A 15452-nucleotide genomic window follows, 5' to 3' on the forward strand; every position below is an offset into this window, starting at 1 on the left:
CGTTGCCGTGACACCGGCAGCACGCCTCACTTCCCCGCCGCCGTCACCCGCCACACCGTATTGCCCACGTCGTCGGCCACCAGCAGCGCGCCGCGGCCGTCGATGGCCACGCCCACCGGGCGGCCCTGGGCCTCGCCCTTGTCGTTGACGAAGCCGGTGAGCACCGGCTGCGGCAGCCCCTCGGGGCGGCCCCCCTTGAAGGGCACGAACACCACCTGGTAGCCCGACAGCGGCTTGCGGTTCCAGCTGCCGTGCTCGCCCACGAACATGCCTTCGCGCAGCGCCGGCGGCAGCGCGGCGGAGCCGCTCCAGGCCAGGCCCAGCGCCGCCACGTGCGCGCCCAGCGCGTAGTCCGGCTTCACCGCCTTGGCCACCGCCTCGGGGTTGGGCGGCTGCACGCGCTCGTCCACGTTGGGGCCCCAGTAGCTCCAGGGCCAGCCGTAGAAGGCGCCGTCGCGCACCGAGGTCAGGTAGTCCGGCACCAGGTCGTTGCCGATCTCGTCGCGCTCGTTGGCCACCGTCCAGAGCACGCCGGTGCCGGGCTCCCAGGCCATGCCGTTGGGGTTGCGCAACCCGGTGGCGAACAGCCGCTTGCCGCCGCCGGGCAGCTCGATCTCCCAGATCGCGGCGCGCCCTTCCTCGGCGGGCAGGCCGTTCTCGGCCACGTTGGAGTTGGAGCCCACGGTGGCGTACAGGCGCCGGCCGTCAGGGCTGGCGATCAGGCTCTTGGTCCAGTGGTGGTTGAGCGGCCCGCCGGGGAGGTCGGTCACCTTCTCGCCGGGAGCCGTGATCTGCGTCTCGCCGGCGCGGTAGGGAAAGCGCACCACCGCGTCGGTGTTGGCCACGAACAGGCTGTCGCCCACCAGCGCCATGCCGAAGGGCGAATTGAGCCCCTGCAGCAGCACCGACTTCGTCTCCGCCACGCCGTCGCCGTCGCCGTCGTGCAGCAGCGTGATGCGGTTGGCGCTGGGCACGCCGGCGCCGGCCTTGGCCATGGTGCGCTTCATGAACCAGCCCTTGATGCCCTTGCCGTCCTCGGGCTTGGGCGGCGCGTTGGTCTCGGCCACCAGCACGTCGCCGTTGGGCAACACGTGCAGCCAGCGCGGGTGCTCCAGCCCCGTGGCGAAGGCTGCCACCTGCAGGCCCTGTGCCGCCACCGGCTTGGCGTTGGCGGGCCAGCCCAAGGCGGGCGCGATGTCCACCGTGGGAATGAGGCTCTTGTTCGGCGCCGGCAGCTTGGGGTCGGGCCCGGTCACCTCGTCCGGCGGCGGGTGGGGCGTGCTGCTGCTGCAGGCCGCCAGCACGGCGGCAAGGGCGGCCAGTAAGGGGCGGCGCAGGCTCACGAAGGTTTCTCCTCGATGCGGCTCGATACCCGGTCCCGGGGCAAATCCCGGGCCGCGCGGGCAGCGCAGCGCTCGCCCTGTAAAGGCGGCGCCGGCTTGCCGATAACAGCGTGACTTGTTGCAACGCGATGTAAGGCTCTGAAGGCAGACTCCTTCCCGCTCACTGCGGCGGTCCTGCCCTGGCTCGACCCGCACCGCTTCTCTTCCTGACGTTTTCTTCATGCGCATCTGTTTCATCCACCAGAACATGCCGGCGCAGTTCCGGCACCTCATTGCGGCGCTGCTGCAGCGCGGCGACGAGGTGCTGGCCGTAGGCGAGCGCGGCGCCGTGGAGCGCTGGGGCGTGCGCCATCCGCGGCTGAGCGTGTTCGGCTACGGCCTGCCCGAGCCGAAGCAGTTGGCCGCCACGCCGGCGCACCTGCGCGAGTTCGACGCCCAGATCGCCCGCGGCCAGGCCGTGGCGCGCGCGCTGCGCACCTTCAATGCCAAGGGCCTCAAGCCCGACCTGATCGTGGTCCACCCCGGCTGGGGCGAGGCGCTGTTCATCCGCGGCGAGTGCCCCGACACGCCGCTGCTGGGCTACTGCGAGTTCTTCTACCGCGCACGCGGCGCCGATGTGGGCTTCGACCCTGAGTACCCCAGCGGCCCGGACGCGCTGGCGCGGCTGCAGCTGCGCAAGACGCCTCACCTGCTGGCGCTGGACGACATCGACGCCGGCGTCTGCCCCACCGAGTGGCAGCGCGCGCAGTTTCCGGCCGTGTACCAGCCCCGGCTCAGCGTGGTGCACGAGGGCGTGGACACGCGGCTGGTGCGGCCGGATGCGCTGGCCGAGTTCGCCTGGCAGGAGCTGCGGCTGCGCCGCGGCGACCCGGTGGTGACCTACGTCGCGCGCAACCTGGAGCCCTACCGCGGCTTCCACGTCTTCATGCGCAGCCTGCCGGCGCTGCAGGCGCGCGCCCCGCAGGCGCGCGTGGTGGTGGTGGGCGGCGACGAGGTGAGCTACGGCCAGCGCCTGCCGCCCGGGGAGAGCTACCGCGCGCGGCTGCAGGCCGAACTGGGCGAGCGGGTGGACTGGTCGCGCGTGCACTTCACCGGCAAGCTGCCTTACCCGCAGTACCTGCAACTGCTGCAGGTCTCGGCGGTACATGCCTACCTGACGTACCCCTTCGTGCTGTCGTGGTCAATGCTGGAGGCCATGGCCAGCGGCTGCGCCGTGGTGGGCTCGCGCACCGCGCCGGTGGAGGAGGTCATCGAGCATGGCCGCAACGGCTGGCTCACCGACTTCTTCGACACCGAGGCGCTGGCCGAGCGGCTGGCCCAGGTGCTGCAGGGCGGTGCCAAGGTCGAGGCCGTGCGCCGGGCCGCGCGCGCCACCGTCGTGGAGCGCTACGACCTGGCCACGCGCTGCCTGCCGCAGGGGCTGAAGCTGCTGGAGCGGGTGGCCTCCTCGGGCCGGTCGCGGCCAGCCTGAATGCCGGCCCGGGGCCGGCGCATGGGGCGGGAGCGGTTGCCGTCCACACACCAACAAGAAGGAAGTGACTGTGACCCGACATCTCGTCTTCATCGACAGCCGCGTGGCCGACTTCGAGCACCTCGTCGCGGCCCTGCCGCCGGACAGCGCCTGGGTGCGCGTCGAGGCGGAGCGTGACGGCCTCACGCAGATGCTGGCTGCCGCCGCGGCCTACCGCGGGCTGGCCTCGATCCAGATCGTCAGCCACGGCAGCGCCGGCGCGCTGTGGCTGGGTGCCGGCGTGCTGGACGACGCCATACTGGGCGCCGACGCGGCGCGGCTGCGGGCGCTGGGCGCCTCGCTCGCCGCCGACGGAGACCTGCTGCTCTACGGCTGCAACGTGGCGCAGGGCGAGGACGGAACGCACTTCATCGGCCGGCTCGCGGCCCTGACCGGCGCCGACGTCGCCGCCTCCACCGGCCTCACCGGCGCCGCGGCGCTGGGCGGCGACTGGCGCCTGGAAGCCGCCACCGGCGCCATCGAGGCCGCCACGCTGCGGCCCGCAGCCTACGCCGGCGTGCTCGGCACCTGGCAGGGCACGCTGGGCAACGACACCTACACCGGCACGGCCGGCGACGACACCCTCCTCGGCAGCGCCGGCAACGACGTGCTGGCCGGCGGCGCGGGCCACGACAACATCCAGACCTACGGCTACGGCGGCAGCGACCGCCTCGACGGCGGCGACGGCAACGACACGCTCGTGAGCTGGATCGGCGACGACACGCTGCTGGGCGGCGCCGGCAACGACCAGCTCCAGGCCTTCGCGGGCAACGACCAGCTCGACGGCGGCCTGGGCCTGGACACGCTCTTCGGCGGCGATGGCCTGGACACGCTGCGCGGCGGCGCCGGCGACGACTATCTCGACGGCGGCGCGGGCAACAACACCCTGTTCGGCGACGCCGGCAACGACCGGCTGGTCACGCGCAACTACCTCGGCCACAACCGCCTCGACGGCGGCGACGGCAACGACTCGGTGCAGGCCGGATCGGGCAACGACACGCTGTGGGGCGGCAACGGCGACGACCACCTGGAAGCCTGGAGCGGCGACGACGTCCTGGACGGCGGCGCGGGCCGCGACGTGCTGTTCGGGGGCGACGGGCTCGACACGCTGCTGGGCGGTGCCGACGACGATCACCTGGAGGGCCAGGCCGGCGCCGACCGGCTCGACGGCGGCCTGGGTGCCGACACGCTGCTGGGCGGCGGCGGCGGCAACACGCTGCTCGGCGGCGCCGGCAACGACCTCCTCAACGTCTACGGCCAGAGCGGCAACAACCTGCTCGACGGCGGCGACGGCAATGACAACCTCGACGGCGGCCTGAGCGCCGACACGCTGCTGGGCGGCAACGGCGACGACGACCTGTTCGCCGACGCCGGCAGCGACTCGCTCGACGGCGGGGCCGGGGCCGACACGCTGGTGGGCTACGGCGGCAACGACACGCTGCAGGGCGGCGCGGGCGGCGACCGGCTCGAAGGCGGCAGCGGCGACGACGTCTATTACCTCGACGACCTCAACGACCGCGTCATCGACAGCGCCGGCACCAAGGATATGGCCTATGTCTCGGCCAGCAACGTCTACGTGCCCAAATCGATCGAGCAGGTGATTTACACCAACGGCGCGCAGGCCTTGCCTTATTTCGTCTCGACCCTGTATTCCGGGACGATGATGAATTCCGCCATCGGCGGCGCGCGGTCGGTTCAATACAGTTTCGCGACCCAGGCCAGCGGCACGTCCGGTTTTGCGCTTTATTCAGCGCAGCAGCAGGCCGCCGTGCGCGAGGCGCTGGCCGCCTACAGCGCGGTGTCGGGACTGCGCTTCGTGGAAGTGGCCGACAGCGCCGGCGTGGGCATGCGTTTCTTCCGTGACAACCTGACTTCGGGCAACGTCTACAACGCCTCGGGTTATGCCATCGACGGCGGGGCCGTGCACATCCACAGCAGCGTCGTGGACATGGCCCGGGGCAGCTATGGCTTCCAGGTGCTGCTGCACGAGATCGGGCATTCGCTGTATTTGAAGCACCCCTTCGAGGCGCCCGTGCTCAACCCGGCCGAGGATAATCAGGCCAATACGGTGATGAGCTATAACCGCAGCGCGCCCTGGGTGCAGAATATCGGCATATTCGACCTGGCGACGATTCATTATCTTGCCGGCGTCAATACCCAGGCCCGCGTCGCCAACAATACCTATTCCCTGAGCGAGCGCTATATCTGGGACGGCGCCGGCGTGGACACCGTGACGGCGGCCGGGCAGGCGGCCAACGTCAGCATCAACCTCAACCCGGGCAGCTGGAATTTCGTGGGCAGCAAGGCCGCCAGCCTGCTGGCCGCCGGCCAGTCCTTCCTCGGCTTCGGCACGCTGATCGAGAACGCCATCGGCGGCTCGGGCCGCGACACGCTCACCGGCAACGCCGCGGCCAACGTGCTCAACGGCGGCCTGGGCGCGGACACGCTCATCGGCGGCGCGGGCAACGACGTCTACGTGGTGGACAACGCGCTCGACGTGGTGAATGAAAGCTCCACGCTGGCCGCCGAGATCGACACCGTGCAGGCCGGCGTGAGCTGGACGCTGGGGGCCAATCTGGAGCGGCTGACGCTCACCGGTGCCGCAGCCGTCAACGGCACGGGCAACGCGCTGGCCAACCTGATCCTGGGCAACGCCGCGGCCAACGTGCTTGCCGGCGCCGACGGCCATGACCAGCTCGACGGCGGCGCGGGCAACGACACGCTGCAGGGCGGCATGGGCAACGACCTGCTCATCGGCGGCCTGGGGCTGGACCTGCTCGGCGGCGGCGCCGGCCAGGACGCCTTCCGCTTCATCGACCTGCCCGGCGCCGCCACGCTGGACACGCTCGGCGACTTCAGCAGCGTCGATGACCGGCTGGAGTTCGACGACGCGGTGTTCACCCGGCTGGGCCCGGTCGGGCAGGTGGGGAGCGGCGCCTTCGTGCAGGGCACGCGGGCACTGGATGCCGGCGACCGGCTGATCTACACCCAGTCCACCGGCCAGTTGCTCTACGACGCCGATGGCACGGGCGCCGGCGCGGCGGTGCTGGTGGCCAAGCTCACCGCCGGCACGGCGCTCAGCGCGGTGGACCTGTTCGTGGTGTGAGCCCGCGGGCGGCGGCCCGAGCCGCCGCCCCGGCGCCGTGCCGGGCGCGGGCTATGCGCCGCGCGTCGCCTGCCACGCCGCGTGCAGCCGCGCCACGCCCTCGCGCAGCCGCGCCGGCGGCTCCGTGGTGAAGCTCAGGCGCAGCCGGTCGCGCGGCGCGGCGTCGGCGTAGAAGGCGTCGCCGGGCACGTAGGCCATGCCCGCGGCCAGCGCCCGCGGCAGCAGCACGCGGGTGTCGGTGCCGTCGGTGAAGCGCGCCCACACGAACATGCCGCCCTCGGGCTCGCTGAACACCAGCGCGTCGCCGAAGGCCGCGTGCAGCGCCTCGCACAGCGCGCGGCGGCGCTCGCGGTAGGCGCCGCGCACCCGCTGCAGATGCGCCTCCAGCCGGTCGCCGGCCAGGTACTGCGCCGCCACCTCCTGGGCGAAGGAGGAGGTGTGCAGGTCCAGGGCCTGCTTCACGCGCGCCGCGGCCTCGGCCAGCGCCTGCGGCAGCAGCAGCCAGCCCAGGCGCAGGCCCGGCGCCACGGCCTTGGACAGCGTGGAGGTGCGCCCGCACCAGGCGGCCGCGCCCGGCACGTCCTGCGCCAGCGCCATCAGGCTCGGCGGCGCCTCGCCTTCGGTGCGCAGCACGCCGTAGGGGTCGTCCTCCAGCACCAGCACCTGGTGGCGCGCGGCCCAGTCCAGCAGCCACTGGCGCCGGCGCAGCGACAGCGAGGCGCCGGACGGGTTGGCGAAGGGCGTCACCAGGTAGATCAGCTTGGGCTTGCGCGCAAAGGCCAGCGTCTCCAGGTCCTCGACGCGCGCGCCGTCCTCGTCCTCCTCCAGCCCGACGCACTGCGCGCCGGCCAGGGCAAAGGTCTGGAGCGCGGCCAGGTAGCTGGGGCGCTGCACCACCACCACGTCGCCCTCGTCCAGCAGCAGCCGCGCCACGATGTCCAGCGCCTGCTGCGAGCCGGTGGTCACCAGCAGGGAGCGGCCGGCCAGGGCGATGCCGTGGCTGCGCTCGCGGGCTTCGAGCGCGGCGCGCAGCGCCGGCTGGCCCTCGGTGAGGCCGTACTGCAGCGCGGCGGCGGGCGTCTCCAGCGCGGCGCGCGTGGCCGCGCGCAGGCCCTCGGCATCGAACAGCTCGGCTGCGGGCAGGCCGCCGGCCAGCGAGATCACGTCGGCGCGCTGCGCGGCCTTCAGCAGCTCGCGCACGTCAGAGCTGCGCAGCGCCGCGGCACGGGTGGACAGGGGATAGAGGCTGGTGGCAGTGGTCATGGCGTCGTTCGGGAAGGAGCAGTGGGCCGGACCTGAACGGTAGGGGCGCGGCGCGAGGCTGTCCCGTGACGGTGACCAGTACGGTTGAGCGCACTGTTCGGTGCGGCGACCGCAACAGTTGGCGCACGGGGGCATGCTTGAATCCGCGGGCTTCCCCCTTTGCCGCCGCCATGTTCACCCTGACCAAGGACACCGCCGTCCCGCTGACCGAGCAGATCGTGCGCCACTTCGCGCAGCGCATCGACGAGGGCCTGCTGCTGCCCGGCGCGAAACTGCCCTCGGTGCGACAGCTCGCGGCGCGGCTGGAGGTCAGCGTGCACACCGTGCTGGTGGCGCTGGACCGGCTCGCCGGCCAGGGCTACGTGGCCTCGCGTCCCGGCGCCGGTTACTTCGTGCTGCGCCCCAGCGGCCGGGCGGCGGAAGGCCCGTCGCCGGCGCCGCCCGCGCCCGCCACCACCACCACCGGCTTCACGCACAGCGCGCTGTCGGCCGACGCCACGCTGCTGCAGGCCGGCTCGGGCTACCTGCCGCGCCACTGGTACGAGGACGCCATCGCCCCCGCCACGCTGGCGCGCAGCCTGCGCGAGAGCGCCGAGGCCGCGGTGCTCCCGCCGGTGCAGGGCCTGCCGGCGCTGCGCGCGCAGCTGGCGGAGCGGCTGGCGCGGCGCCAGATCCCGGCCACCGCCGCGCACTTGGTGACGAGCTTCGGCGCCTCGCAGGCGCTGCAGCTGGCCGCGCGCGTGCTGGCCGGCCCGGGCGACGTGGTGCTGGTGGACGACCCGGGCTACTTCCTGCTGCACAGCCAGCTCGCCGCGCTGGGCCTGCGCGTGGTGGGCGTGCCGCGCGACGAGCAGGGGCCGGAGCTGCAGGCGCTGGCCCAGCTGGCCGAGGAATACCGGCCGCGCGCCTTTTTCACCCAGACGCTGCTGCACAACCCCACCGGCGCCAGCACCGCTCCGGCGCGCAGCCACCGCATCCTCAACCTGGCCGAGGCCTTCGATTTCATGCTGGTGGAGGACGACGTCTACGGCGACCTTGCCGGCGACGCCGGCGTGCGGCTGGCGCAGATCGACGGGCTGCGCCGCGTCATCTACATCAGCAGCTTCAACAAGGTGCTCAGCCCCAGCCTGCGCGTGGGCTACCTGGCCGCGCCGCCGGCGCTGGCCGAGCGGCTGGTGGAGCTGAAGCTCATGGACGTGCTCTCGGGCTCGACGCTGGAGGAGGCGCTGGTGGCGGAGGTGCTGCGCAGCGGGCGCTACCACCGCCACGTGCTGCGCCTGCGCGAGCGGCTGGCGCGGGCGCGGGCCGCGGCCATCGCGGCGCTGCAGCGCTGCGGGCTGCGCTTCGACGCCGACGCGGCCGGCGCGGAGGGCGTGTTCCTGTGGGCGGCGCTGCCGCCCGGTGTGGAGGCGCCGGCGCTGGTGGAGGACGCGCGCGCGGCGGGCATCGTCATCGCCGGCGGCCACATGTTCTCGCGCCGCGGCGCGGGGCTGGACCGGCTGCGCATCAACGCGGCCTGGGCCACCGATGCGCGGCTGCTGAAGTTCCTGCAGGAGTGGCTGGCGCGGGCCGCGCCTCAGTCCCCGTAAGTCCCCGTGCGCGCCGGCATCGCCTGGACCAGCGCCACGGCCGGCCGGGCCCGGAACACCGGCCGCGCGATGTTGGTGGCGCGTTGCGGGCCGCGCCGCTCGGTGCCGTCCCAGCGCGGCGTAGCCACCGGGGCCGCCGCCATCGGGACGGCCGCCACCGGGGCCGGGACCGATGTGGCCGCCACCGGCGCGACGAGCATGGGGGCCGGCGCGCTGGCCTGGCGCGTCAGCTGGAACACCGCCACCGCCTGCAGCAGCTCCTGAGCCTGGGCCTTGAGGCCGTCCGCGGCCGAGGCGCCGTGCTGCACCAGCGCGGCGTTCTGCTGCGTGACGTGGTCCATCTCGGTCACCGCCTGGCACACCTGCGCCACGCCCTTGCTCTGCTCGGTGCTGGCGACGCTGATCTCGCCCATGAGCTCGGTCACGCGCCCGATGGCGGCGACGACGTCCTCCATGGTGTGGCCGGCCTGGTCGGCCAGGGCCGAGCCCGCGCCCACGCGCTGCACGCTGTCGGTGATGAGGGCCTTGATCTCCTTGGCCGCGCCGGCGCAGCGCTGCGACAGCGAGCGCACCTCGCCGGCGACCACGGCGAAGCCGCGGCCGGTCTCGCCCGCGCGCGCGGCCTCCACCGCGGCGTTGAGCGCGAGGATGTTGGTCTGGAAGGCGATGCCGTCGATGACGTTGACGATGTCGGCGATGCGCCGCGAGCCGGCCTCGATGCCCTTCATGGTGGACACCACCTGCGCCACCACCGTGCCGCCCTGGGCCGCCACGGCCGAGGCCTCGCGCGCCAGCTCGTTGGCACGCCGCGCGTGGCCGGCGTTGTGCTGCACGGTGCTGCCCAGCTCCTCCATGGAGGCCGCGGTCTGCTGCAGCGAGGCGGCCTGCTGCTCGGTGCGCCGGCTCAGGTCCTGGTTGCCCTGGGCGAAGCGCGTGCTGGCGCCGGCCACCCCTTCGGCATGGCGGCGCACGTCGGCGACGATGTGCACCAGCGCGTCGCGCATGCGCGCCAGCGCCTGCAGCAGCCGCGCGGCCTCGTCGCGGCCGCGCACGTCGATGTCCACCCGCAGCTCGCCCGCGGCCACCGACTGCGCCACGGCCAGCGCCTGCTGGATCGGCCCGGTGATGCTGCGCGTCACCCACAGCCCCAGCCCCATGGCCAGCGCCCCGGCCAGCAGGCAGGCGCCCAGCAGCAGCACGCGGCTCTGGTCGTAGGCCGCGGCGGCGGCGGCCTGGAGCGCGCCGGCCGCCTGCGTCTGGCCCTGCGCCACCAGCGCCGCATAGCGCTCCAGGCTGTGCTGCTCCTGGCCGAGCGTGTGCAGCGTGAAGCCGGACACCAGCCACACCATCAGCACCAGCGTGCCGAACACCAGGGCCAGCCGGTTGCGGACCGACAGGTTGCGCAGGCTCATCGTTTCTCCCCTTTGGCTGCCAAAGGTCAATGGGCCGCTGTGTCCTGGCCCGGGCCGGCTCGGCCGGCGACTTGATGTGTCATTCTGTAAGCGCGTTGTTCGCACTACAGGTCTGGTGAACCCTTAGAAACCGAAGAACAAAACGGCTTTCTGCACAACCCCTGAGCCGGTGTGCCGAGGGTGTCCGGGGACAATACGGGGTTTGCCCGCACCAGCCCGCCGCCGTGACTCAACTCCCGCCCACCGCCAAGCCGATCACTTCCTGGCGCCCGTACTGGGCCAAGCGATTCGGCACGGCCAAATTCCTGCCCACCAGCCGGGAGGAGATGGACGCGCTCGGCTGGGACAGCTGTGACGTGATCCTGGTCACCGGCGACGCCTACGTGGACCATCCCAGCTTTGGCATGGCCGTGATCGGCCGCGTGCTGGAGGCGCAGGGCTTTCGCGTCGGGATCATTGCCCAGCCCGACTGGCACAGTGCCGAGCCCTTCAAGGCGCTGGGCAAGCCGAACCTGTTCTGGGGCGTCACCGCCGGGAACATGGATTCGATGATCAACCGCTACACCGCGGACCGGAAGATCCGCAGCGACGACGCTTACACCCCTGGCGGGCAGGGCGGCGCGCGGCCGGACCGCGCCTGCCTGGTCTACGCCCAGCGCTGCCGCGAGGCCTTCCCGGAGGTGCCCATCGTCATCGGCGGCATCGAGGCCTCGCTGCGCCGCATCGCGCACTACGACTACTGGCAGGACAAGGTGCGCCGCTCGATCCTGGTGGACTCCAAGGCCGACCTGCTGCTCTACGGCAACGCCGAGCGCGCGCTGGTCGAGGTCGCGCACCGGCTGGGCCGGCGCGAGCCGGTCGAGCGCATCACCGACGTGCGCGGCACCGCCTTCATGCGCCGCACCGAGGACCCGAGCGCCGAAGGCTGGTTCGAGCTGGACTCCACCGAGGTGGACCGCCCCGGGCGCATCGACGAGCACATCAACCCCTACCTGACCACCGAGGAGCAGGCCGCCGCCCAGGGCAGCAGCTGCGCCAAGGAGGAGGGCGCGCAGCCGCAGGACGGCGACGTGGCGGTGGCCGTGGTCGCCATGCCGGTGAGCCGCAAGAGCGGCCGCATCGCCATGCCCCCGCGCGAGCGCACCGTGATCCGGCTGCCGAGCTACGAGCAGGTCAAGTCCGACCCGGTGCTCTACGCCCATGCCAACCGCGTGCTGCACCTGGAGACCAACCCCGGCAACGCCCGCGCGCTGGTGCAGCGCCATGGCGAGCGCGACCTGTGGATCAACCCGCCGCCCATCCCGCTGACCACGGCGGAGATGGACCACGTGTTCGACCTGCCCTATGCGCGCAGCCCGCACCCGCGCTATGCCGACGAGAGCGGCCGCCACGACGGCGCGACCAAGATCCCGGCCTGGGAAATGATCCGCTTCAGCGTGAACATCATGCGGGGCTGCTTCGGCGGCTGCACCTTCTGCTCGATCACGGAGCACGAGGGCCGCATCATCCAGAGCCGCAGCGAGGACTCCGTGATCCGCGAGATCGAGGAGATGCGCGACAAGGTCACGGGCTTCACCGGCGTGGTCTCGGACCTGGGCGGCCCCACGGCCAACATGTACCGCCTGGGCTGCAAGAGCCCGGAGATCGAGGCCGCCTGCCGCAAGCCCAGCTGCGTCTACCCGGACGTGTGCCAGAACCTGCGCACCGACCACGGGCCGCTGATCAAGATGTACCGCCGCGCCCGCGCGCTGCCGGGCGTCAAGAAGATCTTGATCGGCTCGGGCCTGCGCTACGACCTGGCGGTGAAGTCGCCCGAGTACATCAAGGAGCTCGTCACGCACCACGTCGGCGGCTACCTGAAGATCGCGCCGGAGCACACCGAGGGCGGGCCGCTGTCGAAGATGATGAAGCCCGGCATCGGCACCTACGACCGCTTCAAGCAGCTCTTCGAGCAGTTCAGCGCCGAGGCGGGCAAGCAGCAGTTCCTGATCCCGTACTTCATCGCCGCGCACCCGGGCACCAGCGACGAGGACATGATGAACCTCGCGCTCTGGCTCAAGCGCAACGGCTTCCGCGCCGACCAGGTGCAGACCTTCTATCCCTCCCCCATGGCGACGGCCACGGCCATGTACCACTCGGGGCTCAACACCCTCAAGGGCATCAGCCGCGACCCGGCCAAGGGCGAGAAGGTGGACATCGTGCGCGGCGAGCGCCGGCGCCGGCTGCACAAGGCGTTCCTGCGCTACCACGACCCCAACAACTGGCCGCTGCTGCGCGAGGCGCTGAAGGAGCTGGGCCGTGCCGACCTGATCGGCAACGGCAAGCACCACCTCATTCCCACCTTCCAGCCCGCCACCGACGGCGCGTATCAGAGCGCGCGGCGCAAGAACAGCACGGCGGCCGGGGCGAAGGCCTCGGTGGCCAAGCCGGGCGGCAAGGTGGCGCCGGCGGTGACCAAGCTCTCGGGCGGCGCGCCGGGCTCCAAGGCGGCACCGGCCAAGGGCGGCGTGTCCCATGCCAAGCCGGCCGGCGCCGCGCCGCGCCGCGGCACGCTGCTGACGCAGCACACCGGGCTGCCGCCGCGGGAGACGGGCTCGCGCCCGGGGGCGTCCAAGGTGGCGGGCGGGCGCAAGGGGCGTTGAGGCGGCGGGCCGGCGCGGGGGTGAAGCCTGCCGGCTCAGCCCCCCGTCCCCGCCTCCAGATCCCCCGGCCGGTCGATATCCAGCAGCACTCCCGCATCCTCCACCGCCACCCGCTCCAGCGGCAGCGCGTGCAGCAGCGCTCCCGCGCCGCGGTCGCCGCTCAATCCCAGCAGCAGCTCGCGCCGCGCCGCCGCAAACCCCACCGGGTTGCCGCGCCGCTCGCCGAAGTAGGGCGCCACGATTTCCGCGCCGTCTTCCAGCCGCCGCGCCAGCGCCCGCAACGTCTGGGGTTGCACGAAGGGCATGTCGGCCAGGCCGACCAGCACCGGCCCCGGCGGCAGCTGCGCCGCGGCCTGCGCCAGCGTGGCACCGAGGCCTTCCTCGCTGCGGGTGCAGGACAGCGGGTGCCCGCCCAGCGCCTCCACCCGCAGCGCCAGCGCCGCGTCCTCGGCGCGCAGCGCCACGGACACCGGGCCCAGCGCCTCGACCCAGACGCGCAAGCTGCGCTCCAGCAGCGTGTCGCCCTCGGCCAGCCTCGCCACGCGCTTGTCCGTGCCGAAGCGGGCCGAGAAGCCGGCGGCCAGGAGCAAAGGTCGAACCGTGCTCACCCGTCCACCCGGCATGTGTCCGCCGCGTCCAGCGCTGCCGCGGCCTGCCGGCGCTGGCGCGTCTCCTCGGCGCGGCTGCACTGGATCAGCTCCGCCGCGATCGCCACCGCGATCTCCGGCGGCGTGCGGCTGCCCAGGTCCAGCCCGGCCGGGCCGCGCAGCCGCGCGATCGCCTCGGGCGCCAGCTCGAACAGCGCCAGCCGTTCGCGCCGCGCCGCGGTGCTGCGCGCCGAGCCCATGGCGGCGACGTAGAAGGCGGCACTGGGCAGCGCCTCCAGCAGGGCCATGTCATCGAGCTTCGGGTCGTGCGAGAGCGCGACCACGGCCGTGCCGGCGTCGGGCTGGAGCGCGAGCAGCGCGTCGTCGGGCATCTGCGCCAGCCGCCGCGCCGGCAGCTCTGCCGGCCAGCTGTCCAGGTACTCGCGGCGCGGGTCGATCACGATCACCTCGAAGTCCAGCGTGCGCGCGATGGGCGCCAGGTAGCGCGACACCTCCGCCGCGCCGATGAGCACCAGCCGCCGCCGCGGCCCCAGGCGCTGCGCGAAGCGGCCCTCGGCAAGCATGCTCACGTCGCCGGCCTGGGCGGCGCGCACGCGCGAGCCGCCGTCGGGCAGGTCGATCTCGCGCACGCAGCCCTGGCCCGCGTCGATGAAGCGCAGCGCCTGTTGAAAATCGGCCAGCGGCGCGGGCTCGGCCCACAGCTCCAGGCTGCCGCCGCAGGGCAGGCGCAGCCGGGCGCGCTCCGCATCGCCGCGGCCGTAGACCAGGCGCTGCCCCGCCTCCAGCCCGGCGGCGTCGGCCTGCAGCAGCGCCATCAGGTCGTCCTCGACGCAGCCGCCCGAGACCGAGCCGGCCACGCGGCCGTCCTCGCACAGCAGCGCCATGGCGCCCACCGGGCGCGGCGCCGAGCCGTAGGTGCTCAGCACCGTGGCGCTCCAGCAGCGCTTGCCCTGTGCCGTCCAGGCCAGCGCGGCGCGCATCACTTCCAGATCGACGGCTTCCATGGCTTCGTCGTGCTCCCTTGTGGTTGGTCTGATGAACGCGGCGGCTACACCGCCAGCGTGTGCAGGCGCACCTCGACGGCGGCGCCCTCGATGAGCAATTCGCCCACCGAGACGGGCAGCTTGAAGCGCCGCGGCCCGGCACTGCCCGGATTGACCCACAGCAGCCCGCCGCGCTCGGCGCAGCCCGGGCGGTGCGAGTGGCCCGACACCACCACGCGCACGCCCGCGGGCGGCGGGCTGCTCAATTCCTTGACGTCGTGCACCACGCACACCAGCACGTTTTCGACCGGCAGCAGCGCGGTGTGCGGCAAGGCCCGGGCCCAGTCGGCGCGGTCGTTGTTGCCGCGCACCACGGTCAGCGGCGCGATGGCTTTCAACCGCTCCAGCAGCTCCGGCGGGCCGATGTCGCCGGCGTGGACCAGCGCATCGCAGCCCCGCAGCGCCGCCAGCGCCTCGGGGCGCAGCAGGCCGTGGGTGTCGGAGATCAGGCCGATGCGCTGCATGGGCGGGGACCGCGTCGTGTCGCTCAGGCCTTGGGCGGCGTGCCGGTGAGGTGCATCAGCTCCCAGATGTGGCCGTCCAGGTCCTCGAAGGCGTGGCCGTACACGAAGCCCTGGTCCTGCGGCGGGCGCGGGATGCGGCCGCCGGCTTCCGCCGCCCGCTGCACCAGCCCGTCCACCTGCGCGCGGCTGTGGCAGCTGAGGCAGATCAGCGCCTCGGTGTGGCGCCGCGCGTCGGCGATCTGCTTGTCGCCGATGAAGCCCTGGAAGAAGGGCTCCGTCAGCAGCATCACGTGGATGTTGGGGCCCACCTCCATGCAGGTCGCCAGCTCGTTGCTGAAGCGCTCGTCGAAAGTGAAGCCCAGCTGGGTGAAGAAGTCGATGGACCGCTGCAGGTCCTTCACCGGCAGGTTGAGATAGATCTGCTCGTGCATCGCTGCTGCTCCTTGACGGGGATTGAGCCGGAGGCGGCACC

11 protein-coding genes are annotated in these 15452 nt (G+C 73.0%); 4 read left to right on the forward strand and 7 right to left on the reverse strand.

What is annotated here, in order from left to right; all coding sequences use genetic code 11:
* Positions 1-26 precede the first annotated feature (26 nt).
* A complete protein-coding gene (locus HHL10_RS03755) occupies positions 27-1343 on the reverse strand; it encodes a PQQ-dependent sugar dehydrogenase (RefSeq protein WP_375138931.1) in 1317 nt (438 codons plus the stop codon).
* Positions 1344-1563: 220 nt separating this feature from the next.
* Between HHL10_RS03755 and HHL10_RS03760 the strand changes: the two genes are divergently transcribed.
* Positions 1564-2814: a glycosyltransferase family 4 protein gene (locus HHL10_RS03760; protein ID WP_169159010.1), complete on the forward strand. Its 1251-nt coding sequence runs from the start codon at positions 1564-1566 to the stop codon at positions 2812-2814.
* Between the two features lie 70 nt (positions 2815-2884).
* On the forward strand, positions 2885-5959 hold the full coding sequence (locus HHL10_RS31105; protein ID WP_169159011.1) for a DUF4347 domain-containing protein: 3075 nt from the start codon (positions 2885-2887) through the stop codon (positions 5957-5959).
* Between the two features lie 51 nt (positions 5960-6010).
* Here HHL10_RS31105 and HHL10_RS03770 read toward each other — a convergent pair whose 3' ends face one another.
* Positions 6011-7222 carry an aminotransferase-like domain-containing protein gene (locus tag HHL10_RS03770; protein ID WP_169159012.1) on the reverse strand — a complete coding sequence of 404 codons (1212 nt, stop codon included), beginning with the start codon at positions 7220-7222 and terminating at the stop codon, positions 6011-6013.
* Between the two features lie 170 nt (positions 7223-7392).
* Between HHL10_RS03770 and HHL10_RS03775 the strand changes: the two genes are divergently transcribed.
* Positions 7393-8811: an aminotransferase-like domain-containing protein gene (locus HHL10_RS03775; protein WP_169159013.1), complete on the forward strand. Its 1419-nt coding sequence runs from the start codon at positions 7393-7395 to the stop codon at positions 8809-8811.
* Here the strand turns inward: HHL10_RS03775 and HHL10_RS03780 are convergent.
* The gene (locus HHL10_RS03780; RefSeq protein WP_169159014.1) at positions 8799-10223 is read right to left on the reverse strand and encodes a methyl-accepting chemotaxis protein; all 1425 of its coding nucleotides are present in this window, start codon (positions 10221-10223) and stop codon (positions 8799-8801) included. The two genes, HHL10_RS03775 and HHL10_RS03780, sit on opposite strands and share 13 nt — an antisense overlap.
* 224 nt (positions 10224-10447) lie before the next feature.
* Between HHL10_RS03780 and HHL10_RS03785 the strand changes: the two genes are divergently transcribed.
* Complete coding sequence (locus HHL10_RS03785; protein ID WP_169159015.1) at positions 10448-12865, forward strand: YgiQ family radical SAM protein; 2418 nt, start codon at positions 10448-10450, stop codon at positions 12863-12865.
* A gap of 35 nt (positions 12866-12900) precedes the next feature.
* On the opposite strand, the gene HHL10_RS03790 is transcribed toward HHL10_RS03785, so the two are convergent.
* Genes HHL10_RS03790 through HHL10_RS03805 form a run of 4 tightly spaced genes read right to left on the reverse strand, consistent with a single transcriptional unit; the run spans position 12901 to position 15411 of the window.
* Entirely contained in the window at positions 12901-13455 is a 555-nt protein-coding gene (locus tag HHL10_RS03790; protein WP_169159016.1) for a nucleotidyltransferase family protein, read from the reverse strand.
* 14 nt (positions 13456-13469) lie between these two features.
* Positions 13470-14477 (reverse strand): XdhC family protein, encoded by a 1008-nt coding sequence (locus tag HHL10_RS03795; protein ID WP_169159017.1) that lies wholly within the window; start codon positions 14475-14477, stop codon positions 13470-13472.
* Positions 14478-14521: 44 nt separating this feature from the next.
* Entirely contained in the window at positions 14522-14980 is a 459-nt protein-coding gene (locus HHL10_RS03800) for a metallophosphoesterase family protein (RefSeq protein WP_169159018.1), read from the reverse strand.
* A gap of 23 nt (positions 14981-15003) precedes the next feature.
* Positions 15004-15411, reverse strand: a complete 408-nt coding sequence (locus tag HHL10_RS03805; protein ID WP_169159019.1) for a VOC family protein — start codon at positions 15409-15411, stop codon at positions 15004-15006.
* Positions 15412-15452: the final 41 nt, after the last annotated feature.

The sequence above is a fragment of the Azohydromonas caseinilytica genome, from assembly GCF_012927045.1.
Lineage (GTDB): Bacteria > Pseudomonadota > Gammaproteobacteria > Burkholderiales > Burkholderiaceae_C > Azohydromonas > Azohydromonas caseinilytica.